The following is a 25,514-nucleotide window of genomic DNA, read 5'->3' on the forward strand; positions in this document are numbered from 1 at the left end:
CCGGCGCTTGAAGGGGTTTCGGCGTATATTCTCTCGCTTCGAGAAGCTTGATGTGATGTTCATCGGATTCATCAACTTCGCGCTAATAGTTGACGGACTGAAGATGTGTTAACACGCCCTAGCCGAAGGCGTAATCCGACGATCTGTCAGAACAGTACCTTGATCACGTCGCTGAAACGCTTGGCGAAATGTACCGTCAGGCCCTCTTTCAAATAATCGGGCAGCTCCTGAAAGTCGCCGCGATTCGAATCCGGAATGATCAGCTCGTACAGCTTCAGGCGTCGCGCGGCGATCACCTTCTCGCGCAGGCCGCCGATGGCCAGCACCTGGCCGGTGAGGGTCAGCTCGCCGGTCATCGCCACGCCCTTCTTCGGCGCCTGGTTGCGCGCCAGCGAGAGCAGGGCGCTGGCCATGCTGATACCGGCGCTGGGGCCGTCCTTGGGCGTCGCGCCTTCGGGCACGTGCATGTGGACGAAGGCCTGGTCGAAGAAAGCCGGGTCACCCTTGAACTCCTTCAGGTGCGCATTCACGTAGCTGTAGGCGATTTCGGCAGATTCCTTCATCACATCGCCGACCTTGCCGGTCAGCTTGAAGCCCCGGTTGAGAGTATGGATGCGGGTCGCCTCGATCGGCAGTGTCGCGCCGCCCATGCTGTTCCAGGCCAGGCCGGTGACCACGCCGATCCCGCTGAGCAGCTGTTCGGGATGCCAGAACGGCAGGCCCAGGTAGCCTTCGATGCTCTTGGGGCCGATCTTGATGGTGCTGTCCGGCTCGTCGAGCAGCTTGACCACCGCCTTGCGCACCAGCTTGCCGAGCTGCTTGTCCAGTTGGCGCACGCCGGCTTCGCGGGCGTAACCCTCGATCAGCGTGCGCAGGGCCGCGTCGTTGATGGTCAGGCGATTCTTCGGCACGCCGGCCCGCTGCAGCTGGCGGGGCCAGAGATGGCGCTTGGCGATCTCCAGCTTTTCCTCGGTGATGTAACCGGACAGGCGCACGATTTCCATGCGGTCCAGCAACGGGTCGGGCACCGAATAGAGCGTGTTGGCGGTGCAGATGAACAGCACCTTGGACAGATCCAGGCGCAGATCGAGGTAGTGGTCGAGGAAGCCAGCGTTCTGCTCGGGGTCAAGGGTTTCCAGCAGCGCCGAGGCCGGGTCGCCCTGATGGCTGTTGCCGAGCTTGTCCACTTCGTCGAGCATGATCACCGGGTTCATCACCTCGACTTCCTTCAGCGCCTGCACCAGCTTGCCGGGCAGGGCGCCGATGTAGGTGCGCCGGTGGCCCTTGATCTCCGCCTCGTCGCGCATGCCGCCGACGCTGAAACGATAGAACGGTCGCCCCAGGGATTCGGCGATGGATTTGCCGATGCTGGTCTTGCCGACACCGGGTGGCCCCACCAGCAGCACGATGGAGCCGGAAATCTCGCCCCGGAAGGCGCCGACGGCGAGGAATTCGATGATGCGACTCTTGATGTCGTCGAGCCCCGCATGGTGCTTGTTGAGCACCTTGCGCGCATGGGCAAGGTCGAGCTTGTCCTCACCATAGACGCCCCAGGGCATCGAGGTGGCCCAGTCCAGGTAATTGCGTGTGACGGCATATTCGGGCGAGCCGGTTTCCAGCACCGAGAGCTTGGTCAGCTCGTCGTCGATGCGCTTCTGCGCTGCGGGCGGCACCACCTTGCCTTCCAGTCGCGAGCGGAATTCGTCGGCATCGGCGCTGCGGTCATCCTTGGTGATACCCAGTTCCTGCTGGATGATCTTCAGCTGCTCCTTGAGGAAGAATTCGCGCTGGCGCTCGCCGATCTTGCGATTGACCTCGCCGGTCAGCTCCTTCTGCAGCTTGGCGACCTCGACTTCCTTGCGCAGCAGCGGCAGCACCTTCTCCATGCGCTTGAGCACCGGCACGCTGTCGAGCACCTCCTGCAATTCATTGCCAGGCGCGGTGGTCAGCGCTGCGGCGAAATCGGTCAGTGGTGAGGGCTCGTTGGGGCTGAAGCGGTTGAGATAGTTCTTCAGCTCCTCGCTGTACAGGGGGTTGAGCGGCAGCAGCTCCTTGATCGCGTTGATCAGCGCCATGCCATAGGCCTTGACCTCGTCGCGCGGGTCTTCGTCGCTTTGCGGGTAGTCCACTTCCGCGAGGTACGGCGGCTTGCGCCGCAGCCAGCCGCGGATACGCACGCGCGCCATGCCCTGGGCCACGAACTGCAGCTTGCCGCCTTCACGCGAGGCGTGGTGTACGCGCACCATGGTGCCGTGCTCGGGCAGGCTGTCGGGATCGAAGCTGGCCGCATCCTGCGCCGGGTTGTCCATGAAGAACAGCGCCAGGCGCTGGTGCGGCGTCTTGCCGACGAGCTCCAGCGTCTGCGCCCAGGGCTCTTCATTGACGATGACCGGCAGCACCTGGGCGGGGAAGAAGGGGCGATTGTGGATCGGGATGATATAGAGCTTGTCCGGCAGGTTCTGGTCCGGCAGCACCAGGCCGGTGGCGTTCTGCTCGAAGTCCTGATTGGTCTCGTCGTTCATGCGGCACCCAATGTCGATACATGACCTGTTAGATAGGTCTTGTGCGAATGATTTCAATCTCGCTCGATCGGTTGCCGCTCTATTGATGATTTCCTACCCCGGACTAAGCAGGAGTCACGGTCTGTCAGTCGTCAGTGATGAGGTTTTCTCGTTCATCCCTGGCGCCGGCTGCAATCAGGTGCTCGGCCTGGTCTTCGGGCAGGTGCACGCTGACGCTGTCGATATGCGCGACTGACATGCGTGCCTGCGGGTCGGTACTGATCCGGACATCCATGATCGCGCTGCGATGAGTGATGCCGTCGCGTGTGGTGGAGCAGGTGCCGGTGGCGGTGTCGATGCTGACTGTCATGGATGGCCTCCTGATGGCGCACGAAGCCGCGTGCGAATACACGCGACCGATACCCATCCGACCTTTTTCGGCTCGATCCGTTGCCAGGATGATGGCTCACGAGTTGTCGGCGGGAAAACGGTCGAGGCGCTATGCTTTGCAGCAGGCCGCTGAAAACGCAGGTGGTTTTCAGCGACCTGCCAACCCGATCATTCGTTGCCAGGGTCTTGCCCGCATTTGGCCAGTGGATGCGTGATGCAGGGCAACATGAGGAAAACCCAACATGAACATGAGCAACCCAACCCTGATCACCTTCGTGATCTATATTGCGGCGATGATCCTCATTGGCTTCATTGCCTACCGCGCCACCAAGAATTTCGACGACTACATCCTCGGTGGTCGCAGCCTCGGCAGTTTCGTCACGGCATTGTCGGCGGGCGCCTCGGACATGAGCGGCTGGCTGCTGATGGGCCTGCCCGGCGCCATTTTCGTTGCGGGTCTCTCGGAAAGCTGGATTGCCATCGGGCTGATCGCCGGCGCCTGGCTCAACTGGCTGTTCGTCGCTGGCCGTCTGCGTGTACATACCGAGCACAACCATAACGCGCTGACCCTGCCGGATTACTTCACCCATCGTTTCGAGGACAACAGCCGCCTGCTGCGCATCTTCTCGGCGCTGGTGATCCTGGTGTTCTTCACCATCTACTGCGCCTCGGGCGTGGTGGCCGGTGCGCGACTGTTCGAGTCGACCTTCGGCATGGACTACGGTACGGCGCTTTGGGTTGGTGCCGCCGCAACCATCCTCTACGTGTTCATCGGTGGCTTCCTGGCGGTCAGCTGGACTGACACCGTACAGGCGACGCTGATGATCTTCGCGTTGCTGGTCACGCCACTGTTCGTGATTCTCGCGCTGGGTGACATGGGCACCACCATGGCCACCATCGAGGCGCAGAACCCGGCCAACTTCGACATGTTCCGCGGCCTGTCCTTCGTCGCGATCATCTCGCTGTTGGCCTGGGGCCTGGGCTACTTCGGCCAGCCGCATATCCTGGTGCGCTTCATGGCGGCCGACTCGGTCAAGACCATTCCCAACGCACGCCGTATCGGCATGACCTGGATGATCCTCACCCTGGCTGGCGCGGTTGCGGTTGGCTTTTTCGGCATCGCCTATTTCGCCGATCATCCCGAACTGGCCGGGCCGGTCAGGGACAACGGCGAGCGGGTCTTCATGGAACTGGTGAAAATCCTCTTCAATCCCTGGGTCGCCGGTATCATCCTGTCGGGCGTTCTTGCCGCCGTGATGAGCACGCTCAGCGCCCAGCTGCTGGTGAGCTCCAGCGCTCTGACGCAGGACTTCTACAAAGCCTTTCTGCGCAAGAGTGCCTCGCAGGGTGAGCTGGTCTGGGTGGGCCGTGGCATGGTGTTGTTGATTGCGCTGATTGCCATCAGTATCGCCTCCAACCCCGAAAGCAAGGTGTTGGGGCTGGTTTCCTACGCCTGGGCCGGCTTCGGCGCTGCCTTCGGGCCGGTGGTGCTGATCTCGCTGCTGTGGAAGCGCATGACCCGCAACGGTGCGCTGGTCGGCATGCTGGTCGGGGCCGTTACCGTGGTGGTCTGGAAGGAGTTCATCGGCCTGGGCCTGTACGAAATCATCCCCGGCTTCCTGCTCGCCAGCATCGCCATCTACGTCGTCAGCCTGGTGGACAAGGAGCCTGCCGCCTCCATCCAGCAACGCTTCGAGACGGCGGACGCGGAGTATCGAGCGGGTTGATCACCGACACCTGCCGCTGCGAACGGGTCTTTTAGCGTTCCGGCTGGGGTTCAGGCAAGGCTCTGACGGGTCTTGCTTGCTCCTTACTCAAACTTTCCGCGACCTTGTTCTGATGACTCCCATGCTCCAGCGTGAGGAGCATGAATCTTGCTTAAAGCCCTTAATTGTTATGATATAACATGGTAGATTCTTCGCCGCCTGTCTGACTGCCAAGCAGGGCGGTCGTTATTTCCTTGGAGAATCCCATGAAACTGAAGCGTCATCCTCTGGCCTGGGCTGTCAGCCTGGCTCTGGTTCCGGCTGCCTGGGCCGCCGATCCGGTCGAACTTGATTCCGTGGTCGTCAGTGCCAGTGCTCTTGGCCGGCAAAGTCACGAAATGACGATGCCTGCGGCGGTCATAGAAGGAAGCGAGCTGGTGATGCGCCGGGAGGCAACGCTGGGGGAAACGCTGCAGGGGCTGCCGGGAGTGCATTCCAGCAGTTTTGGTGCCGGTGCTGCGCGACCGGTCATTCGTGGCCTCGATGGCGCACGAGTGAAGGTGCTGAGCGATGGTGTGGAGTTGCTCGACGCATCGACCATCAGCCCGGATCATGCGGTAGTCAGCGAACCGTTGCTGGCCGAGCGTATCGAGGTGTTGAAGGGGCCGGCGAGCCTGCTGTATGGCGGCGGCGCCATTGGCGGTGTGGTCAATGTGATCGATCGCAAGGTGCCGACCCGAGTGCCTGAGAAGGGCTATGAGGGTGAGCTGGAATTGCGTGCCAACAGCGTCGCCAATGAGGGGGCCGGTGTCTTCGGCATCACCGCCGGTAGCGGCAACTTCGCGGTGCGTGCCGAGGGCGCCAAGCGTCAGGCCGACGAGTACGAGATTCCCGGCTCGCCGAGCAGGCAGCCAGGTTCCTACAACGACACCGATAGTTTCACCCTTGGCGCCAGTTTCATCGGTGCGCGCGGTTATCTCGGCGCGGCCTACACCGAGCAGAACAATCGCTACGGGCTGCTGGCCCATGAGCACGCCGACTGCCATACCCATGGCAGCGACTGGCACTGTGGCGGTCATGGGCACGGCCATGACCATGGCCATGATGACCACGAGCATGAGCATGACCACGAACATGGCAGTGTGCCTTATGTCGATATGCAGCAGAAGCGCTGGGATCTGCGTGGCGAGCTGAGTGATCCGCTACCCGGTTTCGAACTGGCGCGCCTGCGTGTGGGGCACAGCAACTATCAGCATAAGGAAATCGAAGGCGGTGAGGTCGGCACCCGTTTCGATAATGACGCCACTGATGCGCGTCTGGAACTGACTCATCAACCATTGTTCGGCTGGCGCGGGGTGCTGGGTGCGCAAACCCTGCGCCGCGATTTCGAGGCCTCAGGTGAGGAGGCCTACGTTCCGCCGACATTGACCCGCAACCATGGCCTGTTCCTGCTGGAGGAATACACTGCCGGGGCATGGCGCTACGAAATCGGCCTGCGCCATGAATGGCAGGATATCGATGCCGATGGCCAGCGCGACACCGATCACAGCGGCACCTCGGTTTCTGCCGGTGCAGTCTGGACCTTCGCACCGCAATACTCGCTGGGCTTCTCGCTGTCACGCTCCCAGCGCCTGCCCACCGCTGAAGAACTCTATGCCTACGGTCCCCATGCGGCGACCCGCACCGTCGAGCTGGGCAATGTCGAACTGGACGAGGAAACCTCGCACAATGCTGAACTGACCTTGCGCAAGTTCGCCGGGCGCACCACCTTCAGCTTCAGCCTGTTCCGCAATCAGGTGGATGACTTCATCTTCGCCGCCGATACCGGGCACGACATCGGCGGTGGCTACCGTGAAATCGAGTATCGCCAGCAGGATGCCGTACTCACCGGAGCGGAAGGTGAAATACGCTTCCAGGCGAGCGACGCCACTGCGTTTACCCTGTTCGGTGACCATGTGCGCGGCAAACTGCGCGATGGTGGCGGCGATCTGCCGCGTATTCCGGCAGACCGGCTGGGCGTGCGCCTCGACCAGAGCTTTACGCCCGCGCTCAATGGGCAGCTGGAGTTCTACCGTGTACAGCGCCAGGACCAGCTGGCCGATTATGAAACCGAAACCGGCGGCTACAACATGCTCGGTGCGGGTTTGAGCTATGCCGGTTCGCTGAAGCAGAGCGACTACCTGGTCTATCTCAAGGGCAACAACCTGCTGGACGAAAAGGCTCGCCAGCACACGTCCTTTATCAAGGATGAGGTGTTGCTGCCTGGTCGCAATCTGACCCTTGGGGTGCGCCTGGCGTTCTAAGCGTTTTCAGCGGCCAGTTACGCCGGCACGCCGACAATCACGCTGGACGCCTTGAAGATGGCCGTAACGGTCTTGCCTTCCTCCAGGTCCAGCGCGCGGCTGCTTTCGTTGGTGATGATCGCGGCCAGCGTGGCGCCGCCCGGCAGATCCAGTATCACCTCGGTGTTCACCGCACCGGGGTGGACTCGCGCAACGCTGCCGGTCAGGCGGTTGCGCGCCGAGAAGCGTGCGCCGCCCACATCGCTCATGAGAATGACCGATGACGACTTGATCAGCGCCAGGGCCTCGGCGCCGGGCTGCAGGCCGAGTTCCGTGGTGCTTTCATGGGTGACGATGGCCACGAGCTTCTGGCCGCCGGGAATCTCCAGCTCGATTTCATCATTGACCGCCCCGGTTTTCACCTGGACCACCTTGCCGCGAAACTGATTGCGTGCGCTGGTTTTCATACTCATCCTGCGGATCAGAAGATAGTCATCGGCAATGCCAGTGGCTTGCCGGCTCAGTTGCTCGACGAAGCGCAGGTGTTCGCGCTCGATCAGGCGAAAGTTCTCCACCAGTTGCTCGCCGCGCCGGGTCAGGCGCGTGCCGCCACCACCCTTGCCGCCGGCGACGCGCTCCATCAAGGGTTCACCGGCCAGGTTGTTCATGGCATCGATGGCATCCCAGGCGGCCTTGTAGCTCATTTTGATTGCCTTGGCGGCCTGGGTGATGGAACCGCATTCGGCGATCTTGGCGAGCAGGGCGATACGCTGTTCGCCTCCGAGCTTTTCCCCGGCGACGGTCAGCCAGACTGAACCTTGCAGCTCAATCGCGCGATCTTTTGTATCCATGAGCATTCCACGGTCGTTGTGTGGTGTGCCGGAAGCATAAGGGATTCAAGCCGGGAGGGGTGAAGCTTCGGGCATGTCGAGGGTTCCATCGCGCAGATGCAGTACCTGATCGCCGAACACCTCGGCGTCCTCCTGATCGTGGGTGATCAGCAGCATGGGTACCTGCAGGCGCCGCTGCAACTCATCGAGTTCCCGGCGCATATGGCTGCGCAGCGCGGAGTCCAGGGCCGAGAAGGGTTCGTCCAGCAGCAATGCTTTCGGTTTCGCCACCAATGCCCTGGCCAGTGCGGTGCGCTGGCGCTGGCCTCCGGACAGTTCTTCGGGCAACTGGTCGGCGACCGGCTGCAGATGGAAGGTTTCCAGCCAATGCTCGACCGTCTCGTGATACCGGTCCGAGCGTGGATTGAGCAGGCCGTGAGTGAGGCCGAAAGCGATGTTCTGTCGCACGCTCAGGTGTGGGAACAGCGCGTAGTCCTGAAACAGGTAGGCCATTTTGCGCTGCTGTGGCGCAAGATCGATCTTCGCCGCCGCATCGAACAGGGGCGTGCCGTCCAGGCGGATATGTCCGTGATCTGGACGCATCAATCCGGCGATGGCTTTGAGCAGCAGGCTCTTGCCCGAGCCGGACGGCCCGAGCACGACCAGCCGCTGGCTGCTTGTCTGGAAGCCCAGTTGTAGCTGGAAGACGCGCTTGCCGGAGCGAAGGGTCTTGCTGATGTCGATGTCGAACAGCACGGGTAGCTCCGTCAGCGATTGGCGATACGTCCGGGCGCCAGGCGTCCGGCGATCAGTAGCACGGTCACGCAGACCAGCGAGGTAATCAGCACCAGGGTGTTGGCCACGTCATCCTGACCGGCCTGGACCGCCTCGTATACGGCGATCGACAGGGTCTGCGTCTTGCCGGGAATGCTGCCCGCCACCATCAGGGTGGCGCCGAATTCGCCCAGCGCACGGGCGAAGGCCAGCAGCACGCCCGCCAGGATGCCGCGCCAGGCCAGCGGCAACGTCACCCGAAAGAAGATTGCCAGCTCCGAGATGCCAAGCACCCGCGCGGCGTTTTCCAGCTGCCCGTCCACACCCTCGAATGCCGCCCGCGCGGGTTTGAATACCAGTGGAAAGGCGACGATGGCGGCGGCGATCACGGCGCCCTGCCAGGTGAAGATCAGGTTGATGCCGAAACTGTCCTGCAACCAGGCACCAAAGGTACTGCGCCGTCCCAGCAGCACCAGCAGGTAATAACCCAGCACGGTGGGCGGCAGCACCATCGGCAGGGTCAGCAGGGTGTCGAGCAGGTCGCGACCGGGAAAGCGCAGACGCGCCAGCAGAAATCCCGTGGCGGTCCCCAGCACCAGAGTGATCGCCGTGGCAAAGCCGGCGACCTTGAGCGAGAGGGCAAGTGCTGTCCAGGCCGATTCCATGTTCTTCTCAGGCCGAGTTCAGGGTTTCAGAAAACCATGCCGGGCAAGAATTTCCTGTCCGGCGGGTGACTGCACATGGGCGATGAAGCGTTTGCCTTCCTCGGCATTGGCGCTGTCGCCGAGCTGGGCAATCGGGTAGCTGATCGCTACATCCAGTGGTACGGCGAAGGCAACCTTCACCTTGTCTTTCATGATGTGGGCGTCGGTGGCATAGACGAATGCCGCCTCGACCTCGCCTCGGGCTACGTAATCCAGCGATTGGCGTACGTTCTGGGTATTGATCGCCTTGGCCTGCATGGCTTCCCAGAGATTGGCCGCTTCCAGGGCGCGTTGGCTGTATCGGCCCACGGGGACGCTGGCCGGATTACCAATGGCGACCCGTTCGACGGCGGGTTGCTGCAGGTCGGCCAGCTGCTCAAGCTGGATCCGGCTGTCGTTGGGCACGATCAGCACCAGCGCATTTTGCGCAAAATCCTCACGGGTTCCGGCTGCAAGCAGGTTCTGCTCGGCTGCCATGTCCATCGTCTCCTGATCGGCGGAAGCGAACACGTCTACCGGCGCGCCCTTGGCCATCTGTTGCAACAGTGCTCCGGAAGCAGCGAAATTCAGCAATACCTTGGCGTCTGGATATTCGGCTTCGTAATTGCGGGCGATTTCCTGAAAGGCATTGGTCAGGCTGGAGGCGGCTGAAACCGTCACTTCGCCTGCCTGGGCCAGGCCACAGGAAAACGCCAGGGCAATACCGACTCGTTTGACCCATGAAATACGCATGACTTTCTCCGGTGCATGATGATTTGAGCGCCATATAAGCACTTGTATAGCGCCTAAGGAAATAGCCTACGAAGAAAATGACTGGAATCGGGGGCATCGCATGGATGTGGTGACTTGAGCCGGTTAAGTGCTCGCAGGACAAGTCCAGTTGCCCGATATCAAGCGCGACGCTGTGGCGTTGGCATGCTGCGGAAACGAAAAAGCCCTGTAAAAACAGGGCCTTAGCTTTTCGATTCTGGAGCGGGCGATGGGAATCGAACCCACGGCTCTAGCTTGGGAAGCTAGGGTATTACCATTATACGACGCCCGCGCAGGGAGCTTTGTACCAGAAGGCTGGCTGAAATTGAAGCGGTTTCAGATTTCGCCGCGAAAGGCTCAGATTAGAGCGATTTCTTCCGCTGTCAGGTGCCGATATTGGCCGGGCTGGAGTTGCGGGTCCAATGTCAGCGGGCCCATGCGCTCGCGGTGCAGGCGGGTGACCTTGTTGTTGAAGTGGCCGAACATGCGTTTGACCTGATGGTAGCGACCTTCATGCAGCGTCAGACGGGCCTGGCGCGGGCCGAGCAGTTCGAGTTCGGCGGGGCGGGTGGTGAGGTTCTCGAAGCGGAAGTAGAGACCTTGGGCGAAGCGTTCGATGCAGATGGGATCGATCGGGTCTTCGGTTTCCACCCGGTAGGTCTTGCCCAGCAGGCTCTCGGGCTGGGTCAGGCGGCGGGACCAGAGGCCGTCGTTGGTGATGATCAGCAGCCCGGTGGTGTTGAAGTCCAGGCGACCGGCAATATGCAGTTCGGCCTTGTCCGGCTCGTCGAGCAGGTCGAGAACCGTCGGGTGCTGCGGGTCGGAGGTGGCGCTGACGCAACCGGTCGGTTTGTGCAACATGAAGAAGCGCGCGGCCTTGCCTGCCTGTAGCGTCTGGCCGTCAAGCGACACATGATCGAACACTCGGATATCGCAGGTGCCGTCGCGTACCGCCTGGCCATTCACTTGCACCTGTCCCGACGCCAGCAACAGGCGGGCTTGCCGATGGCTGCAGTGGGGCTGGTTGGCGAGGAAGCGGTCGAGGCGCATCAGCTATCGGAAGATGACTCGCCGCGGGCGCAGCGCGCACAGAGACAGGTCTTGTTCCGTGCCTCGCTGGGAATCCGTTGGCGAGCATCCGGCGCGATGATGGCGCTGAAGCACCAGCAGGGCTGCTCGGCGCCCTGCGGTTCGCACTGGCCGCACTGGTTGGGCTGCCCGCACAGCGGGCAGCAAGTGGGGGCGCAGGCCTGGACTGTCACTTCACCCGCTGACCGGGCTTGGCCCCGCTGTCGGGGCTGAGCAGGTAAATGTCCTCACCGCCGGGGCCGGCGGCCAGCACCATGCCTTCGGATACACCGAACTTCATCTTGCGCGCCGCGAGGTTGGCCACGTACAGGGTCAGGCGGCCTTCAAGCTTGCTCGGGTCCGGGTAGGCGCTCTTGATGCCGGAGAAGACGTTGCGCTTGGCATCGCCGATGTCCAGGGTCAGGCGCAGCAGCTTGTCGGCGCCTTCGACGAACTCGCACTTCTCGATCAGAGCGATGCGCAGATCGACGGCGGCGAACTGGTCGAAGGTGATCTCGGCAGCCAGCGGATCTTTCTCCAGCTCGCCATTACCTGTCGGCACAGTGCTTTCGCTGGCGGCCAGGTCTTCCTTGGAAGCTTCCACCATGGCTTCGATCTTCGCCGGTTCAATACGGGTCAGCAGCGGGTTGAAGGCGTTCAGCTGATGATTGGCGAGTAGCGTCTGGTGATCGTCCCAGGCCAACGGCGCGACGTTGAGGAAGCGTTCGGCATCGGTGGCCAGGTTCGGCAGCACCGGCTTGAGAAAGATCACCAACTGGCGGAACAGGTTGATGCCGGTGGCGCAGATCGCCTGGACCTCGGCCTGCTTGCCTTCCTGCTTGTTCAGTGCCCAGGGCGCCTTGTCGGCGATCCAGGCATTGGCGCGGTCGGCCAGGGCCATGATCTCGCGCATGGCGCGGGCGAAGTCGCGGCTCTCATAAGCTTCGGCGATCGACGGCGCGGCGCTGCGGAAGGCGTCGGTCAGCTCCGGCGCGGCGTTATCGGCGACCAGCATTCCGGCGTTGCCCTTGTGGATGAAACCGGCACAGCGGCTGGCAATATTGACCACCTTGCCGACCAGATCCGAGTTGACCTTCTGCACGAAGTCTTCGAGGTTCAGGTCAAGGTCATCGACGCCACGCCCGAGCTTGGCTGCGTAGTAGTAGCGCAGGTACTCGGGGTTCAGGTGGTCGAGGTAGGTGCGGGCCTTGATGAAGGTGCCGCGCGACTTGGACATCTTCTGCCCGTTCACCGTCAGGTAGCCGTGCACGTTGACGGCGGTCGGCTTGCGGAAGCCCGCGCCTTCGAGCATCGCCGGCCAGAACAGGGTGTGGAAATTGATGATGTCCTTGCCGATGAAATGGTACAGCTCGGCGCTGGAGTCCTTGTTCCAGAAGGCGTCGAAGTCCAGTTCCGGGCGGCGCGCGCAGAGGTTCTTGAAGCTGGCCATGTAGCCGATCGGCGCATCGAGCCAGACATAGAAGTACTTGCCCGGCTCGTCGGGAATCTCGAAGCCGAAATAGGGCGCATCGCGGGAGATGTCCCATTCGTGCAAGCCGCTGTCGAGCCATTCGGCGATCTTGTTCGCCACCGAATCCTGCAGGGTACCGCTGCGGGTCCACTCCTTGAGCATGGCCTCGAACTCGGGCAGCTTGAAGAAGAAGTGCTTGGAGTCGCGCAGCACCGGTGTCGCACCGGAGATGGCCGAGCGCGGGTCTTTCAGGTCGGTGGGCTCGTAGGTCGCGCCGCATTTCTCGCAGTTGTCGCCGTACTGGTCTTCGGCGGCGCATTTCGGGCAGGTGCCCTTGATGAAGCGGTCGGCGAGGAACATGCCCTTCTCGGGGTCGAAATACTGGGTCACCGAACGGGTGGCGATATGCCCGGCATCGCGCAGCTTGCCGTAGACCAGCTCCGACAGCTCGCGGTTTTCCTCGGAATGGGTGGAGTGGAAGTTGTCGAAATCCACCAGGAAATCGGCGAAGTCGGCACTGTGTTCGGCCTGGACGTTGGCGATCAGCTGTTCCGGAGTGATGCCTTCTTTCTCCGCGCGCAGCATGATCGCCGAGCCGTGGGCATCGTCGGCGCAGACGTAGATGCACTGGTTGCCGCGCAGCTTCTGGAAGCGTACCCACATGTCCGTCTGGATGTACTCCAGCATGTGGCCAAGGTGGATCGAACCGTTGGCGTAGGGCAGGGCGCTGGTAACGAGGATCTGACGAGCTTCGGACATGGAAATGGCTGCACCGGTAGAACGAGAAGTCCGCAACTATAAAGGAAGCGACCGCATGCAGGCCACCGCCGGGCAGTGAGGACGGGATGTCGCAAGGGCGCGCGCCGGCGTTGTCGCTGCTGTTAATATGGCCTCCTGTTTTACTCGGTCTTTCCTTGGAGTAGTCATGTCCGTCACCCGTGAAGCTGTGGAAGCGGTACTGCGTCAGTACACCGACCCCCATTTGAACCAGGATCCGGTCAGCGCCGGATGCGTGCGTTCGATCGAGATACAGGGCGAGCGCGTCAGCGTGCAGCTCGAACTCGGCTACGCGGCCGGACTGTTTCGCAGTGGCTGGGCACAGACGCTGGCCATGGCCATCGAGCAGCTCGACGGCGTGAGCCGCGCGGACGTACAGGTCGATTGCGTGATCAAGCCGCACAAGGCGCAGGACCAGGTGCCGGCGCTGGCCAACGTGAAGAACATCATCGCGGTGGCGTCCGGCAAGGGCGGGGTGGGCAAGTCCACCACGGCGGCCAACCTGGCGCTGGCACTGGCCCGTGAGGGCGCGCGGGTCGGCGTGCTGGACGCCGATATCTATGGGCCGAGCCAGGGCATCATGTTCGGTATTCCCGAGGGGACCAAACCGGAGATTCGCGACCAGAAATGGTTCCTGCCGCTGGAGGCGCATGGCGTGCAACTGATGTCCATGGCGTTTCTCTCCGACGACAAGACGCCGATGATCTGGCGCGGCCCGATGGTGTCCGGCGCGCTGCTGCAACTGATCACCCAGACCGCCTGGAAGGATCTCGACTACCTGGTGGTGGACATGCCGCCCGGAACCGGTGACATCCAGCTGACCCTGGCGCAGAAGGTGCCGGTGACCGGCTCGGTGATCGTCACCACGCCGCAGGACCTGGCGCTGCTGGACGCCAAGAAGGGCGTCGAGATGTTCCGCAAGGTGAATATTCCGGTGCTGGGCGTGGTGGAGAACATGGCCGTGCACATCTGCTCCAACTGCGGCCATGCCGAGCACCTGTTTGGCGAAGGAGGCGGCGAGCGACTGGCGGATGAGTACAACGTCGATCTGCTGGCGTCGCTGCCGCTGTCCATGGCCATCCGCAGCCAGGCCGATGCGGGCAAGCCGACGACCATCGCCGACCCGGAAAGCCAGATCGCCATGATCTACCAGGAAGTGGCTCGTACCGTCGGGGCGCGCATCTCGCAGAGTGGGCAGATCATCGCCCAGTCGATGCCGAACATCGTGGTGACCGACGACTGATCGGTTTCAGGGCGGCGTGGGTCGGGTTGGCCGAAGGCGTAATCCGACAACCCCCAGGCACAGCCCCGCGCTCGTGGCGTAACCTTGGCGCCGCTTGTCGGGTCGATAAAGCGTGACCCGACCTACAAAGGCGTAATCCAATATTTTGCAGCTACAAAAAAGCCCCGCCGAAGCGGGGCTTTTTCAGAGAAGACTCAGGTTAGATAACCTGAACTTCCTCAGCTTGCATGCCTTTCTGGCCGCGGGTAGCGACGAAGGAGACTTGCTGGCCTTCTTTCAGGCTCTTGAAGCCGTCACCCTGGATGGCACGGAAGTGAACGAAGAGGTCGTCACCGGATTGCGGAGTGATGAAGCCGAAGCCTTTTTCATCGTTGAACCACTTAACGGTACCGGTTTGGCGATTGGACATTTGAAATGTCTCCTTGAACAAGGTGTAGAGATTGTTTGAACGGGCAAATACCCCGAACGGTGACTGTGTGCAAGGAGTTAAAGGAGTCGTAGCAATGATCGGATCGAAATCTAAACATGTAGCGATTCACGGTGACACATGCATCAGCAGCCAACGCAAGATACCGTATTTGCGTAGCAATGCGAGCATTATTTTCAGTTTCTGCCAGGCGCCCGGTGGAAGCGGTATACGGTCCCAGGCTGCGGGCTTGGAGAAGGCTGCACAGGGCCGGTAATATGCACCTCTTTTTTATTGACCAACCAGCACAATCAGGACGCCTGCCATGAGCATCAAATCGGACAAGTGGATTCGCCGGATGGCCCTGGAGCAGGGCATGATCGAGCCCTTCGTCGAGCGCCAGGTGCGCAACGAGGGCAATGAACGCCTGATTTCCTACGGTGTATCCAGCTATGGCTACGATGTGCGTTGCGCCGATGAATTCAAGGTGTTTACCAACATCAATTCGGCGACGGTCGATCCGAAGAATTTCGACGAGAAAAGCTTCGTCGACATCAAGAGCGACGTTTGCATCATCCCTCCGAACTCCTTCGCTCTGGCCCGCACGGTCGAGTACTTCCGCATTCCGCGCAACGTGCTGACCATCTGCCTGGGCAAGAGCACCTATGCCCGCTGCGGCATCATCGTCAATGTCACGCCGCTGGAGCCGGAGTGGGAAGGCCACGTGACGCTGGAGTTCTCCAACACCACCACGCTGCCGGCGAAGATCTACGCCAACGAGGGCGTGGCGCAGATGCTGTTCCTCGAATCCGACGAGGAATGTGAAGTGTCTTATCGCGATCGGGGCGGCAAGTACCAGGGCCAGCGTGGCGTGACATTGCCCAAGGCCTGATTTTCTCTGCGATCTGATCGCTGTCGATGCGGGTGGCTGCCGAAGGGCGCCACCCGCATCGTCGTTTCAGGGTGCTGCTTTACCAGGGCAGCGCTTGGCCCTGATAGTCGATGAAGCGATGCCCGCCCTGGCCAGCGGAACGGGTGACCTGCTCGACCATCCCCCGGCAGCTGGTTTCCACATCCAGTGGCGCCTGGTCGCCGCCCATCTCGGTTCTTACCCAGCCCGGATGCATGGAAAGCACTGTCAGGCCGCTGTCTTCGCCGAGGCTGGCGATAAAGTTGCGCGTCAGATGATTGAGCGCCGCCTTGCTGGCGCCGTACAGTGGCATGCCCATTCCGGGGCCGAGTTCGATGCTGCCCATGATCGAGCTCATGAAGGCGATCACGCCGCTCCGTGACTCCATCAGTGGCAGCAGGCGCTCGGCCAGGCGAATCGGCGCTACGGCGTTGGTCATGAAGAGTGCGCCGAGGTCTTCCAGGTTCACGTCACTGGCCGAAGCGTTGCGTGGGCCGGAAATGCCGGCGTTGACGAAGAGCAGATCCAGTTGCGTACCGGCCAGACGCTGGGCCAGCGCATCGACGCTTGCGGTATCGTCGATGTCCAGTGTTTCGATACGAACATCGCTCAGGGCGCGGAGTGCGTCGGCGCGTTGCGGGTCACGGACCGTGGCGATCACCTGCCAGCCTTCGGCGTGCAGTTGTTTGACCAGCCCGAGGCCAAGGCCGCGAGAGGCGCCAATGACGAGTGCGGTTTTGGGCATGACAGCAGACTCCGTACGGGTTCCAGAAACGAAGAATGCCCGGCTCATGAGGAGGCGGGCATTCTGGTGCATGCATCACGAGGGATGGCCGGCAGGCTGTTGAAAAACTACCTGCGTTGGCAATACGGCGTTAAAAACAGGCTCGGAATGCTCATTTAGACCACTAAACTCCGCTTCCTCGCCTGTTTTTGCCTTGTCTTGCCTGCCTCGGCTACATTTTTCAACGGCCTGCCAGACTACCCGTGGCAGGCATGGTGGCTCAGCCGGCGAAGTTCTTCGCGACGAAGTCCCAGTTGACGACGTTCCAGAACGCCTCGACGAACTTCGGACGGGCGTTGCGGTAGTCGATGTAGTAGGCGTGTTCCCAGACGTCGCAGGTCAGCAGGGGCTTGTCACCGGCGGTCATCGGGTTGCCGGCGCCGATGGTGCTGGCCAGGCCGACGCTGCCGTCGGACTTCTTCACCAGCCAGGCCCAGCCGGAGCCGAAGGTGCCGATGGCGGTCTTGGTGAATTCTTCCTTGAACTTGTCAAAGTCACCGAAGGCGGCGTTGATGGCATCAGCCAGGGCGCCGGTCGGCTGGCCACCGGCGTTCGGTGCCATGCAGTTCCAGAAGAAGGTGTGGTTCCAGACCTGAGCGGCGTTGTTGAAGATGCCGCCGGATGAGGTCTTGATGATGGTTTCCAGGTCCTTGCCTTCGAACTCGGTGCCTGGGACCAGGTTGTTCAGGTTGGTCACGTAAGCCTGGTGGTGCTTGCCGTGGTGGTACTCGAACGTCTCGGCGGAAATGTGCGGTTCGAGGGCATTCTTTTCAAACGGAAGCGGCGGCAATTCGAAAGCCATGATGTATCTCCTGATCAGTGTCGAGAATGCATGCGCTCAGATTGGAGGACGACAGTCCGCGCTGATGGCCAGCGCGCGGCAAAACGGCAAAAAACTGTAAGGCTCGCCGTCCGTCGGAGTTGTCTTTCCCTTCGCTGGCTCCATGCGTGGGTAATCTTTTGGCCGTTCACGGGCGACCGGGTAGCGGGCTGAAGTATTTCACTGCATGCCCGCGAATCAAGGATCATAGCACCCACCCTGCGGCAAAACCACGCGGCAACCGTGTGGGAAAGCTTGCGCCAGAGCCTTTTTAATCCATGAGATGCGTAAGGGCATGCGAGTGTGCCCTCTGCGTGGACCACGGGAAAAGCCTGCCGTTCCTCAGGCGCTGAGGACCAGTTGCGTGGCGATGGCGAACATCATGCCGGCGACGCCGAGGTCGATCAGGCGCCAGGTCAGTGGGCGCGCCAGCCAGGGGGCCAGCCAGGCGCCGCCGAGTGCCAGAAGCAGGAACCACAGCGTCGATGCGCTGGCCGCGCCCAAGGTGTAGGCGCCGGGTTCGGGCTGCTGGGCGCCGACCGAACCGATCAGCAGGACGGTGTCGAGATAGACATGCGGGTTGAGCAGCGTGACGGCCAGCGCCGCGAGCAGCACGCTGCGCCGTGAGCGTGGGCTGCGTTGCGCCTCCTCGCGCAGTGCCTGCGGACGCGCGGCACGGCGCAGGGCGACGATGCCATAGAAGGTCAGAAAGATTACGCCCCCCCAGCGGGTGACTGCCAGCAGCAGGGGATTGGCCGCCAGTACCGCAGCCAGGCCGAACACGCCGACCGCCACCAATAGAATGTCGCAAAGAATGCACAGCGCCGCGACCGGCAGATGGTGTTCGCGGCGCAGGCTCTGGGCGAGGACGAAGGCATTCTGTGCGCCGATGGCGATGATCAGGCCCGCCGCCACCAGCAATCCGTTGAAGTAACTCTGCCACATGGCCTCTCACCTGTTCGCGCCGAAGGAAGGCTCGCAGTTTCGGAGGTTCAGGCGTATAAGAAAAACGAAATTTGGTAATGCCGCATAAGGAAAATCGATGTTCGATTACAAGTTGCTGGCGGCCCTGGCGGCTGTGGTCGAGCAGGCCGGCTTCGACCGGGCGGCCCAGACGCTGGGCTTGTCGCAATCGGCTGTATCCCAGCGGATCAAGCTGCTGGAGGCACGGCTGGGGCAGCCGGTCCTGCTGCGTGCGAGCCCGCCGCAACCGACCGAAGTGGGCCGGCGACTGCTCAACCATGTGCAGCAGGTGCGATTACTGGAGCGTGACCTGCAGGCGCGGGTGCCGGGAATGGATGCCAACCGACTGCCCGAGCGGCTGCGTATCGCGCTCAATGCGGATAGCCTTGCCACTTGGTGGGCGCCGGCGGTGGCGCCGTTCTGTGCCACGCATGGAGTGGTGCTCGATCATGTGCTGGAAGATCAGGAGGTGGGCCTCAAGCGCATGCGGGCCGGTGAGGTGGCCGCTTGTGTGTGTGCCGTGGAGCGGCCTCTGGCAGGGGCTCGCAGCGAGTTTCTCGGGGCGATGCGTTATCGCGCTCTCGCCAGCCCGACCTTTATGGCGCGGCATCTGGATGGCGATGTGTCGGTCGAGGCACTGCTGCGCGCGCCGGCAATCGTCTTCGGCCCGGATGATCTGCTGCAGCACCGCTACCTGGCTTCGCTCGGCCTGAATGGGGCCTTCAGCCACCACCTGTGTCCCTCATCCGAAGGCTTTGTGCGTCTGCTGCAAAGCGATCTCGGCTGGGGGCTGGTGCCCGAGTTGCAGGTGCGCACTGAACTGGCAAGTGGAACGCTGGTCGATGTGTCTCACGGCCCGCCCATCGATGTACCGCTTTACTGGCATCACTGGCGTAATGGCGGCGAGTTGCTTGCCGAGCTGACCCGGCAGCTCACCCGTTCGGCGCATCGGTGGCTGATTGCTTGAGGGATGGTTCAGTTGATGATCCGCTGGCCGCGATAGATGCGTATCGAGGCCTGCCGAACTTCGTCAGCCGGTGAGGCCGAGATGGGGGGTACAGGTAAAGGCTGGTCCCTGTAGGTAGCCAATTGCTTGCCGAGGTCGCGTGTCAGTTCGTCGCTGGAGCAGAGGCAGGCTGCCAGCATGGCCGAGATGGCATCAGGCTGACTGAGGCGGATATCGAGATGCTGTTCTTCGCGCAGCCGGCGGCGCAGCATTCGCATGCAATCGAGTACAGCCTTGTTGAACTCCATGTCGATCCGCTCCTCTGAGGCGTTGTTCATGGTCCGACATCCCTGTCGGAGGAGCCATCCAGGCGGCCATGAGCTTCAAAGCAACAGCCGTACCAATCATGCGTACTGGCCTGCCAGGCCCCGCCATGGCTGGTGTGGGAAGAGTGCCGCACTTCAGGCGCAGGGTTGCATGCTGCACCTCCGAGGATCAGATGTCGCGAACATGCCTGGTCCTGGTGCGCCCTGAAGCGGTATCGCTGAAATCGTTATACTGCGCGCTGTTTTTCGCTACGCGCCATCGAAGGTATCCCATGCGCAACGATGCTCACGACGAACTGGACCATATTCCCAGCCTGACCGCCGATCGGAAAAGGCCTTATCCGGAGCCGGAGTTCGAGCCCCTGCACAGGCCAGGCGACAGCGGCCTGGATCATGACCGTGCGCGCAAGAAGCGGCGCAGCACCAATGCCGCGCCGTTATGGATCCTGATTCTGATGCTCTGCGGCGCGTTGCTGGCACTGGGCTGGTGGGGCAAGGGACAGATCGAGCGCCTGGAGGCGCAACTGGTGGCCACTCAGGAGAGCTTTGCGCGTATCAGTGAAGATGCGGCGGGGCGGCTACAGGATATTTCCGGAAAGATGGTGGCGACCGAATCCAGCGTCACCACCGAAGGCGAGGCCTTGAAGCTGCGTATCAAGCAGCTTGAGAAGCAGGCCATCGAGCTGCTGGAGCAACAGCGCGCCATCACCACGCAGCAGCAGAGCCTGGTGGGCAGGCAGGGCAATCAGGATCAGCGGCTGGAAGAGCAGGCCGGGCGTGTCGAGGCTGTGGCGACCGAGATACGCAAGCAGCAGGCTGCAACGGCCACCTTCACGCAGAGTCTGGAAGGACTGAACAGCGAGCACGCCAAGTTGAATGCCGAAGTGAGCGGCCTGAAAGGTTCGCTCGACGGTCTGGGCAAGGTTTCCGCTCGTATCGATAGCATCGACAAGGAGATCGCCGGCCTGAAGCGTCAAAGTGACCCCGCTCAGGCCATCAGCCGTCTGGAGCAGGAAGTGCTGATCCTGCGTAGCGAAGTGGATAACCGTCCCGCCGCCACTCCCGGCGTGAAAACCGCCGAGTTCGACTCATATCGGGCGCAGATGACGCGCAGCTTCAATACCCTGCAAAGCCAGATTGCCAATCTGCAGGAACAGATCGACCGCCGTTAGGGTGAAATTATTGGTTACAAATTATCAGGGTCTGATGCTTTTGAAACGGACGCAGCAGCCGTTAGCCCTGGCTCAAGCGCTATTTGATACAAGGTATCTGGAGCCGTTTTTCGGCGAATGCTGGGCGAACAGAGATGGGACGGATGGTTGCGCTCAGTCAAAAATGAACTGGTATCAAGGTGCTACCATCCGGCGCGACTGACACAAGCACGTGGAAAGTCCGCTTACCAGCCAGTTCGGGTGACAATAAAAATGCCGTCGCTGATTGATCTTCTTTTAAGCCGCCTGGCTACATTGCTGCCCAGTGAGCTCAAGCCCAACGAGCTGAAGCAACTGCTGATCCCGCATCGCCATTCGATGCTGCTGACACAGCGCCGCGCGACGCTGATCGTCAATCGCGTCCGTCTGTTCGCCTTTCTCTTCGCGGTGCTGACACCGGTATGGGGCATCATCGATCTGATGGTGTTCAGCTATCCGCTGTGGCTGGGGCTGGCGGCGTTTCGCCTGCTTGCCTGCGGGGCTTTTGCCTGCCTGCTGCTGTTCTATCGGCCCAGCGGCAACCTGTTCGATGCCTACCGGGCGATCGCCATTCTGTTCGCTATACCCACGGTGTTCTATATCGCTTCGCATACCCTTTTGGGCGGCTATCAGTTGACTCAGATTTCCGCGATGGTGGCCACGGGTTATGCGTTTCTGCCCTTCGTACTGATGGCCGGCCTGGCGATATTTCCGCTCACCCTGGTGGAAAACCTGGTACTGGCCTGCATTCTACTGCTGGCCCAGGCCCTAGCGGGATATCTGAGCTGGTCGACCTTGAACTGGCCTTCGTTCGCTGGCGCCTTCTGGCTGTTGATCCTCATTGCCGGGGTTACCGCCCTGGCGAGTCTGAGCCAGCTGGCATTCATGATCGCGCTGGTGCGTCAGGCCATCCGTGATCCGCTGACAGGTGTTTTCTCGCGCGGCAGCGGCCAGGAAATCATGCGGCTGCAGTGGGATACCGCGCGGCGTCACGGGAGCGGCCTGGCTGTGGCTTTCGTCGATCTGGATCATTTCAAGTCGATCAACGATACCTTCGGCCACGATGCAGGCGATCAGGCATTGCGTGATTGCACCCGGCATATCCTGACCAACCTGCGCAGCACTGACAGCCTGGTGCGCTGGGGCGGGGAAGAGTTCGTGGTGATCATGCCTGATACCGATATGGAACAGGCACGCCTGGCGCTCGGTCGGATGGTTCAGAAAGGCTTTGGGGCGCGTCCTGATGGTCTGCTGCTTACAGCCAGCATCGGTCTTGCCGAGCGCTGTGCCGACCAGGCCGAAAGCGGACAGCAATTGCTGGAATTGGCCGACAAACGCATGTATCTGGCCAAAGCGGGCGGTCGCAATCGGCTCTGTAGCGAAGCGGATGATGAACTCGACCCAAGCGCAACAAAAGAAAAGATATCGGGATATGCGACTCTGGTTGGCCGCGATCGATCCAAACTATCTGTCTGAAAGTTACTTGAACAGTAACGGGCCTGTAATTACTTGGAAATCTTCGTTTTTCTGATAGCACTTTTGACAAAGTGTAAGAATTACAGGAAGAGTTAAGGCCTGATGGAAATTAATGCCTATATGCATCATTGGTAAAGTTTGCGTTGAGGTAAATGAAAAGAGGGCAAGGATGTAAATCCTTGCCCTCTTCACAAGTCGCATCAGCTATTGCTGTTGCGACCACCGCCGTGGCTGTTCTGGCCGCCTTTGCGACCGGCTTCGGAGGCTTTTTCGCGATCATTGGCGAAGTTGCCGCCGCTGTTCTGGCCGCCTTTCTTGCCTGCTTCGGAAGCCTTCTCGCGGTCGTTTGCAAAGTTGCCGGGATTTTTGTTTGTCATCTTCATTTCTCCTGAAAGGGGATAGAGACTCTTGCGGGCTGCACGACTTCATCAGCCTTCAGGGTTTAAGAACCGGGCGGCTGGCAGGAGTTTCCCATTAGAACAAACGGCAGACGAATGGTTGTCAGTAGCAACAGTAAGTATATGGCGAAATGACGGCTCAGCGAAACGGTAGTTGATATGAGAAAGAGTTATTGCGGTAATAACTTTTTTATATGAAGAAACGCGAGCCTGCGCCCAGGCTCGCGCCGGTTCATTGCAGCGCCGAAGCGGGGCCGAAGAACTCGTGGCGTAATTGTTGCTCTGGTACGCCGAGGGTTTGCAGTTGCCGACGGATTGCTGCCATAAAGGGTTTGGGGCCAAGGAAATAAGCGTCCAGGTCCCGGTTGTCCGGCAGCCAGGTGTCCAGACGTTCGGCTGTCATCAGACCAACGGCATCCGGCTGGGTGTCTTCACCTTCGTGCTCGTCGTAGCAATAGAAACGTTTGAGCTGGGCATGACGCTCGGCCAGCCCATCTACCCATTCGCGAAACGCATGCGCGCCAGCATTGCGCGCGCAGTGGATGAAGTGCACCGGACGTGAGGTTTGCAGTGCTTCTTCGAGCATTGCCAGGGTCGGCGTGATACCTACGCCACCGCTGATCAGTACCAATGGCTTGTCGCTCGGCTCCAGGATGAAATCCCCCGCAGGCGCGAAGAGATCCAGGCCGGCACCTTCGGCCATGGCATGCAGCGTATTGGAGGCCAGGCCGCCGTCCTCGCGCTTGACGCTGATGCGGTACTCGCGGCCATTGCTGGCGGCGGACAGCGAGTAGTTACGCCGTACCTCTTCGCCCTCGATGATCAGGCGCAGGCCGATGTACTGACCGGGTTTGTGGACCAGCACCGGGCCGCCGTCTTCGGGTTGCAGGTAGAAGGAGGTGATCTCGTCGCTTTCGACCACTTTGCGAGCAATCCGGAAACGACGCGCGCCGCGCCAGCCGCCGGGGGCGTCGGCAGTGGTGCTGTAGATCCGCTCTTCGGTTCCGATGAGGATATCGGCCAATTGCTGGTAGGCCGCAGCCCAGGCGGTGATTACCTCATCGGTGGCGATATCGCTGCCGAGTACTTCGCGGATGGCGCGCAGCAGGCAGGAGCCGACGATGGGGTAATGCTCCGGCAGTACCTGCAGGGCCACATGCTTGTTGACGATCTGCGATACCAGCCCGCCGAGCTGCTCCAGCCGGTCGATATGCTTGGCGTACATCAGCACGCCATTGGCCAGCGCGCGTGGTTGATCGCCGCTGGCCTGGTGGGCCTGGTTGAAGAGTGGGCGCACCTCGGGGTGCTCGGCCAGCATCAAGCGATAGAAATGAGTGGTCAGGGCTTCGCCACCGCTTTCAAGCAGGGGGACGGTGGCTTTGATCAGGGCACGTTGTTCAGCGCAAAGCATGGATTACTCCGTTCGTTATAGGGCCGTCTCTATACGGCTCGCACCATGGCGAGCCTTCGGACAGGCTGCTGTATGTCTTTCAATAATCGTTCCAGCCTGTAATTGATCAGAATCAAGGGCGTACAGAAAGGACTGGGTAGATATAACCCTGTCTTTTGGGGTTTTAATGACTGTCTGGGGTGATAATTACCGTGGCATTCACTCCATCGGCAACAAGCAGCGAACCACGATGGCGTTGGCCACTCCAAGGCGTATCGTTGATTCAGCTTGGAGAGCAGCATGGAGAACTATCACATCACTCACGAAGATGATCGCTGGGTATTGCGTGAGGAAGGCGACAAGCGCGCCCTGATCGAGACCCTGACCAGGGAAGACATCCTCAATGAGACTCGTGATTACATGAAACTGCGTACCGCTTCGGTGAAAGTCCACAACGAGAGCGGTGAAGTGGAGGAAGAGCGCTGCTACCCGCGTGATCAGGATCCGCGGGAGACCAAGGGCTAAACGCGCTTACTTCGATACCAGCGACTCCCCAGTGCTGCCAGCCAGCAAGCCAGGATGAACGGCATGGTCAGCGGCGGCAGGCCCAGCCGGTCGAATCCTGCCCTGAGCAGCACCGCCGCGATGATCGCCAGCAGGGGCGCCACCCACGCACGATGGACCTGGCTGGCCGCCAGTGCAGCGAGTGCCGGGTTGTAGCCGGCCAGCCCGGCCAGCACCTGTTGTTCCGGAGCGCCTATCGCCAATCCCATGAGCATTCCGGCGAATGAGCCGCAGAGCATCCAGGCCGCGGCCCTGCGATCGGCCAGCCATACGGCCACCAGCAACAGCAACCCGGCCAGCGGTTGGCTGAGGAAGATGACCTGGCCGATGCCGGATGCGACGGCGAAGAGCAGTCCTTGACCGTTCAGTATCAGCGGCGCATCGAGCCGCGCCTGGGTGACCAGATCGAGCGCCCCGGCCAGCGCAAGCCAGCCGAAAAGCACGAAGGGCAGGGTGAAGCCGGGCAGCCAGTTGCGTTCGCGCATGGCGGCCATCAGGCGCACCTGCAGCAGATTGGTCACCACCGAGCCGAGCGCGATCAGCCCCAGCGTGAGTGTCGACAACCCCAGCAGCAGAACGAACAGCAAGCCCAGCAGCGCCGCGTTGTAGCCGTAGAGGCCGATAGCGATATCGGACTTGCGGTAACCCAGTGCGACGGCGCTGAAGGTTCCCACCAACGCGCCGGCCATGGCCCCGATCATCAGGCCGGGGCCATGCAGGGTGATCGCCAGCAGGATCAGCAACCCGCAGCCGGGATGTGTCTGCAGGAATATCTGGCTGAAGCCGTTCAGAACGGCAAGGGTGCAACGCGATGGGCTGAGAGTGGGCATTTGCGGCTGTGGCAG

General features: G+C 61.3%; 25 protein-coding genes, 1 tRNA gene and 1 pseudogene. 9 read left to right on the forward strand and 18 right to left on the reverse strand.

Translation table 11 applies throughout. The annotated features are described in order from the left end of the window. Positions 1–112: pseudogene (locus G7020_RS12715) on the forward strand (IS5/IS1182 family transposase); the annotation flags it as partial. A gap of 34 nt (positions 113–146) precedes the next feature. Here the strand turns inward: G7020_RS12715 and lon are convergent. Further along, entirely contained in the window at positions 147–2,522 is a 2,376-nt protein-coding gene (lon, locus tag G7020_RS12720; protein ID WP_181084930.1) for an endopeptidase La, read from the reverse strand. 124 nt (positions 2,523–2,646) lie between these two features. Further along, entirely contained in the window at positions 2,647–2,871 is a 225-nt protein-coding gene (locus G7020_RS12725; protein ID WP_181084932.1) for a DUF3203 family protein, read from the reverse strand. A 262-nt stretch (positions 2,872–3,133) separates the two neighbouring features. Here G7020_RS12725 and putP point away from each other — a divergent pair, with 262 nt between their 5' ends. Then, positions 3,134–4,618: a sodium/proline symporter PutP gene (putP, locus tag G7020_RS12730; protein WP_181084934.1), complete on the forward strand. Its 1,485-nt coding sequence runs from the start codon at positions 3,134–3,136 to the stop codon at positions 4,616–4,618. A 245-nt stretch (positions 4,619–4,863) separates the two neighbouring features. Then, positions 4,864–6,900: a TonB-dependent receptor gene (locus tag G7020_RS12735; protein ID WP_181084936.1), complete on the forward strand. Its 2,037-nt coding sequence runs from the start codon at positions 4,864–4,866 to the stop codon at positions 6,898–6,900. A gap of 17 nt (positions 6,901–6,917) precedes the next feature. Here G7020_RS12735 and G7020_RS12740 read toward each other — a convergent pair whose 3' ends face one another. The 8 genes from G7020_RS12740 to metG all read right to left on the reverse strand — a co-directional run bounded on the left by G7020_RS12740 (position 6,918) and on the right by metG (position 13,235). Then, positions 6,918–7,730 (reverse strand): TOBE domain-containing protein, encoded by an 813-nt coding sequence (locus G7020_RS12740; RefSeq protein ID WP_181084938.1) that lies wholly within the window; start codon positions 7,728–7,730, stop codon positions 6,918–6,920. Positions 7,731–7,775: 45 nt separating this feature from the next. After that, complete coding sequence (locus G7020_RS12745; protein ID WP_181084940.1) at positions 7,776–8,465, reverse strand: ATP-binding cassette domain-containing protein; 690 nt, start codon at positions 8,463–8,465, stop codon at positions 7,776–7,778. Positions 8,466–8,476: 11 nt separating this feature from the next. Next, a complete protein-coding gene (modB, locus tag G7020_RS12750) occupies positions 8,477–9,148 on the reverse strand; it encodes a molybdate ABC transporter permease subunit (protein ID WP_181084942.1) in 672 nt (223 codons plus the stop codon). Between the two features lie 18 nt (positions 9,149–9,166). After that, the gene (modA, locus tag G7020_RS12755; protein ID WP_181084944.1) at positions 9,167–9,919 is read right to left on the reverse strand and encodes a molybdate ABC transporter substrate-binding protein; all 753 of its coding nucleotides are present in this window, start codon (positions 9,917–9,919) and stop codon (positions 9,167–9,169) included. A 236-nt stretch (positions 9,920–10,155) separates the two neighbouring features. Continuing rightward, positions 10,156–10,229, reverse strand: a tRNA-Gly gene (locus G7020_RS12760). A 65-nt stretch (positions 10,230–10,294) separates the two neighbouring features. Beyond that, a complete protein-coding gene (locus tag G7020_RS12765; protein WP_181084946.1) occupies positions 10,295–10,987 on the reverse strand; it encodes a pseudouridine synthase in 693 nt (230 codons plus the stop codon). Further along, positions 10,987–11,199, reverse strand: coding sequence for a cysteine-rich CWC family protein (locus G7020_RS12770; RefSeq protein WP_181084948.1), 213 nt, complete (start codon positions 11,197–11,199; stop codon positions 10,987–10,989). Before G7020_RS12770 ends, G7020_RS12765 begins: the two co-directional genes overlap by 1 nt. After that, the gene (metG, locus tag G7020_RS12775; RefSeq protein ID WP_181084950.1) at positions 11,196–13,235 is read right to left on the reverse strand and encodes a methionine--tRNA ligase; all 2,040 of its coding nucleotides are present in this window, start codon (positions 13,233–13,235) and stop codon (positions 11,196–11,198) included. The genes G7020_RS12770 and metG overlap by 4 nt, the downstream gene beginning before the upstream one ends. A 166-nt stretch (positions 13,236–13,401) precedes the next feature. Between metG and apbC the strand changes: the two genes are divergently transcribed. Further along, a complete protein-coding gene (apbC, locus tag G7020_RS12780) occupies positions 13,402–14,496 on the forward strand; it encodes an iron-sulfur cluster carrier protein ApbC (protein ID WP_181084952.1) in 1,095 nt (364 codons plus the stop codon). 199 nt (positions 14,497–14,695) lie between these two features. On the opposite strand, the gene G7020_RS12785 is transcribed toward apbC, so the two are convergent. Further along, complete coding sequence (locus G7020_RS12785) at positions 14,696–14,905, reverse strand: cold-shock protein (protein ID WP_003282211.1); 210 nt, start codon at positions 14,903–14,905, stop codon at positions 14,696–14,698. A gap of 322 nt (positions 14,906–15,227) precedes the next feature. Here G7020_RS12785 and dcd point away from each other — a divergent pair, with 322 nt between their 5' ends. After that, positions 15,228–15,794 (forward strand): dCTP deaminase, encoded by a 567-nt coding sequence (gene dcd / locus G7020_RS12790; protein ID WP_181084953.1) that lies wholly within the window; start codon positions 15,228–15,230, stop codon positions 15,792–15,794. A 79-nt stretch (positions 15,795–15,873) separates the two neighbouring features. Here the strand turns inward: dcd and G7020_RS12795 are convergent, their stop codons facing one another. From G7020_RS12795 to G7020_RS12805, 3 genes are all read right to left on the reverse strand, one after another. Further along, positions 15,874–16,557 (reverse strand): SDR family oxidoreductase, encoded by a 684-nt coding sequence (locus G7020_RS12795; protein WP_181084955.1) that lies wholly within the window; start codon positions 16,555–16,557, stop codon positions 15,874–15,876. A gap of 259 nt (positions 16,558–16,816) precedes the next feature. Beyond that, complete coding sequence (locus G7020_RS12800; protein ID WP_181084958.1) at positions 16,817–17,398, reverse strand: superoxide dismutase; 582 nt, start codon at positions 17,396–17,398, stop codon at positions 16,817–16,819. 360 nt (positions 17,399–17,758) lie between these two features. Next, positions 17,759–18,361 (reverse strand): LysE/ArgO family amino acid transporter, encoded by a 603-nt coding sequence (locus G7020_RS12805; protein ID WP_181084960.1) that lies wholly within the window; start codon positions 18,359–18,361, stop codon positions 17,759–17,761. A gap of 97 nt (positions 18,362–18,458) precedes the next feature. Between G7020_RS12805 and G7020_RS12810 the strand changes: the two genes are divergently transcribed. Beyond that, complete coding sequence (locus tag G7020_RS12810; protein ID WP_181084962.1) at positions 18,459–19,346, forward strand: LysR family transcriptional regulator ArgP; 888 nt, start codon at positions 18,459–18,461, stop codon at positions 19,344–19,346. 8 nt (positions 19,347–19,354) lie between these two features. Here G7020_RS12810 and G7020_RS12815 read toward each other — a convergent pair whose 3' ends face one another. After that, positions 19,355–19,633, reverse strand: coding sequence for a hypothetical protein (locus G7020_RS12815; protein ID WP_181085094.1), 279 nt, complete (start codon positions 19,631–19,633; stop codon positions 19,355–19,357). Between the two features lie 290 nt (positions 19,634–19,923). On the opposite strand from G7020_RS12815, the gene G7020_RS12820 reads away from it, so the two are divergent. After that, on the forward strand, positions 19,924–20,823 hold the full coding sequence (locus G7020_RS12820) for an ATPase (protein WP_181084964.1): 900 nt from the start codon (positions 19,924–19,926) through the stop codon (positions 20,821–20,823). Between the two features lie 252 nt (positions 20,824–21,075). Beyond that, positions 21,076–22,317 carry a GGDEF domain-containing protein gene (locus tag G7020_RS12825; protein ID WP_181084966.1) on the forward strand — a complete coding sequence of 414 codons (1,242 nt, stop codon included), beginning with the start codon at positions 21,076–21,078 and terminating at the stop codon, positions 22,315–22,317. Between the two features lie 200 nt (positions 22,318–22,517). On the opposite strand, the gene G7020_RS12830 is transcribed toward G7020_RS12825, so the two are convergent. Further along, positions 22,518–22,700: a general stress protein gene (locus tag G7020_RS12830; protein WP_181084968.1), complete on the reverse strand. Its 183-nt coding sequence runs from the start codon at positions 22,698–22,700 to the stop codon at positions 22,518–22,520. 247 nt (positions 22,701–22,947) lie between these two features. After that, on the reverse strand, positions 22,948–24,126 hold the full coding sequence (hmpA, locus tag G7020_RS12835; protein ID WP_181084970.1) for an NO-inducible flavohemoprotein: 1,179 nt from the start codon (positions 24,124–24,126) through the stop codon (positions 22,948–22,950). A 279-nt stretch (positions 24,127–24,405) separates the two neighbouring features. Here hmpA and G7020_RS12840 point away from each other — a divergent pair, with 279 nt between their 5' ends. Further along, positions 24,406–24,630, forward strand: coding sequence for a DUF2188 domain-containing protein (locus G7020_RS12840; protein ID WP_181084972.1), 225 nt, complete (start codon positions 24,406–24,408; stop codon positions 24,628–24,630). On the opposite strand, the gene G7020_RS12845 is transcribed toward G7020_RS12840, so the two are convergent. Beyond that, positions 24,627–25,499, reverse strand: coding sequence for an urea transporter (locus tag G7020_RS12845; RefSeq protein WP_181084974.1), 873 nt, complete (start codon positions 25,497–25,499; stop codon positions 24,627–24,629). The two genes, G7020_RS12840 and G7020_RS12845, sit on opposite strands and share 4 nt — an antisense overlap. Positions 25,500–25,514 lie beyond the last annotated feature (15 nt).

The sequence above is a fragment of the Stutzerimonas stutzeri genome (assembly GCF_013522825.1).
GTDB lineage: Bacteria > Pseudomonadota > Gammaproteobacteria > Pseudomonadales > Pseudomonadaceae > Stutzerimonas > Stutzerimonas stutzeri_AK.

What these genes read in the sequence shown, in the direction of transcription:
- lon (WP_181084930.1), bottom strand. Translation starts at nt 2,522, where the DNA reads ATGAACGACGAGACCAATCAGGACTTCGAGCAGAACGCCACCGGCCTG.
- G7020_RS12725 (WP_181084932.1), bottom strand. Translation starts at nt 2,871, where the DNA reads ATGACAGTCAGCATCGACACCGCCACCGGCACCTGCTCCACCACACGC.
- putP (WP_181084934.1), top strand. Translation starts at nt 3,134, where the DNA reads ATGAACATGAGCAACCCAACCCTGATCACCTTCGTGATCTATATTGCG.
- G7020_RS12735 (WP_181084936.1), top strand. Translation starts at nt 4,864, where the DNA reads ATGAAACTGAAGCGTCATCCTCTGGCCTGGGCTGTCAGCCTGGCTCTG.
- G7020_RS12740 (WP_181084938.1), bottom strand. Translation starts at nt 7,730, where the DNA reads ATGGATACAAAAGATCGCGCGATTGAGCTGCAAGGTTCAGTCTGGCTG.
- modB (WP_181084942.1), bottom strand. Translation starts at nt 9,148, where the DNA reads ATGGAATCGGCCTGGACAGCACTTGCCCTCTCGCTCAAGGTCGCCGGC.
- modA (WP_181084944.1), bottom strand. Translation starts at nt 9,919, where the DNA reads ATGCGTATTTCATGGGTCAAACGAGTCGGTATTGCCCTGGCGTTTTCC.
- G7020_RS12765 (WP_181084946.1), bottom strand. Translation starts at nt 10,987, where the DNA reads ATGCGCCTCGACCGCTTCCTCGCCAACCAGCCCCACTGCAGCCATCGG.
- metG (WP_181084950.1), bottom strand. Translation starts at nt 13,235, where the DNA reads ATGTCCGAAGCTCGTCAGATCCTCGTTACCAGCGCCCTGCCCTACGCC.
- apbC (WP_181084952.1), top strand. Translation starts at nt 13,402, where the DNA reads ATGTCCGTCACCCGTGAAGCTGTGGAAGCGGTACTGCGTCAGTACACC.
- G7020_RS12785 (WP_003282211.1), bottom strand. Translation starts at nt 14,905, where the DNA reads ATGTCCAATCGCCAAACCGGTACCGTTAAGTGGTTCAACGATGAAAAA.
- dcd (WP_181084953.1), top strand. Translation starts at nt 15,228, where the DNA reads ATGAGCATCAAATCGGACAAGTGGATTCGCCGGATGGCCCTGGAGCAG.
- G7020_RS12795 (WP_181084955.1), bottom strand. Translation starts at nt 16,557, where the DNA reads ATGCCCAAAACCGCACTCGTCATTGGCGCCTCTCGCGGCCTTGGCCTC.
- G7020_RS12800 (WP_181084958.1), bottom strand. Translation starts at nt 17,398, where the DNA reads ATGGCTTTCGAATTGCCGCCGCTTCCGTTTGAAAAGAATGCCCTCGAA.
- G7020_RS12805 (WP_181084960.1), bottom strand. Translation starts at nt 18,361, where the DNA reads ATGTGGCAGAGTTACTTCAACGGATTGCTGGTGGCGGCGGGCCTGATC.
- G7020_RS12810 (WP_181084962.1), top strand. Translation starts at nt 18,459, where the DNA reads ATGTTCGATTACAAGTTGCTGGCGGCCCTGGCGGCTGTGGTCGAGCAG.
- G7020_RS12815 (WP_181085094.1), bottom strand. Translation starts at nt 19,633, where the DNA reads ATGGAGTTCAACAAGGCTGTACTCGATTGCATGCGAATGCTGCGCCGC.
- G7020_RS12820 (WP_181084964.1), top strand. Translation starts at nt 19,924, where the DNA reads ATGCGCAACGATGCTCACGACGAACTGGACCATATTCCCAGCCTGACC.
- G7020_RS12825 (WP_181084966.1), top strand. Translation starts at nt 21,076, where the DNA reads ATGCCGTCGCTGATTGATCTTCTTTTAAGCCGCCTGGCTACATTGCTG.
- G7020_RS12830 (WP_181084968.1), bottom strand. Translation starts at nt 22,700, where the DNA reads ATGAAGATGACAAACAAAAATCCCGGCAACTTTGCAAACGACCGCGAG.
- hmpA (WP_181084970.1), bottom strand. Translation starts at nt 24,126, where the DNA reads ATGCTTTGCGCTGAACAACGTGCCCTGATCAAAGCCACCGTCCCCCTG.
- G7020_RS12840 (WP_181084972.1), top strand. Translation starts at nt 24,406, where the DNA reads ATGGAGAACTATCACATCACTCACGAAGATGATCGCTGGGTATTGCGT.
- G7020_RS12845 (WP_181084974.1), bottom strand. Translation starts at nt 25,499, where the DNA reads ATGCCCACTCTCAGCCCATCGCGTTGCACCCTTGCCGTTCTGAACGGC.